The sequence below is a fragment of the Helicobacter didelphidarum genome (genome assembly GCF_003364195.1).
Taxonomy (GTDB): Bacteria; Campylobacterota; Campylobacteria; order Campylobacterales; family Helicobacteraceae; genus Helicobacter_A; species Helicobacter_A didelphidarum.
Genome location: NZ_NXLQ01000201.1, coordinates 1 through 511 on the forward strand (window position 1 = coordinate 1; position 511 = coordinate 511).

Here is a 511-nt window from a genome sequence, read left to right on the forward strand (position 1 = left end):
CTTATCTCTTTAGATTCTGTATTTTTTTGTTTGCGTTTTTCTCCAAAGAGGGTAGCAGAGAAGCCATTTGAAGTATTGGGCTGGTGAATAAGTAAATCATAGCGTTCAAAGAAGCGTTTGGCTTGATTAGGGGAGAATTCGCCTTTGAGTGTGCCTACTTGTATCTCATCATCTTGTTTGTGTGGATTTAGCTCTACTGCGATATATTTGTTATAAGTGATGTCTAATATGTCGGTATGAGTAATAGTGAGATTATCTATTCTAGGAGAATTTTTAATTCTTTCATCTTTTGCATCAAACTTTTTACCCACTAAATGAAAGTAGCCATAAGATGCCCAAGCTAACTCCGCATTATCTCGTAGTTTTTGTATTTGTTGTTTATTTGTCATTGCTTATCTCCTTGATATTGAAAAAATTTCCTTTTTATAATGTATGTGCAACCTATACTATCCTCGAACCATGCAAGTTTATAACTCGCCATAGATTCTTGCTCTAAATTATAGCGTCTTGT

General features: G+C 34.4%; 1 protein-coding gene. It reads right to left on the reverse strand.

Annotated elements, in window-relative coordinates; translation table 11 throughout:
* The coding region (locus CQA53_RS11940; protein WP_115544052.1) for a hypothetical protein at positions 1 to 389 on the reverse strand (389 nt) is incomplete at its 3' end.
* Positions 390 to 511 lie beyond the last annotated feature (122 nt).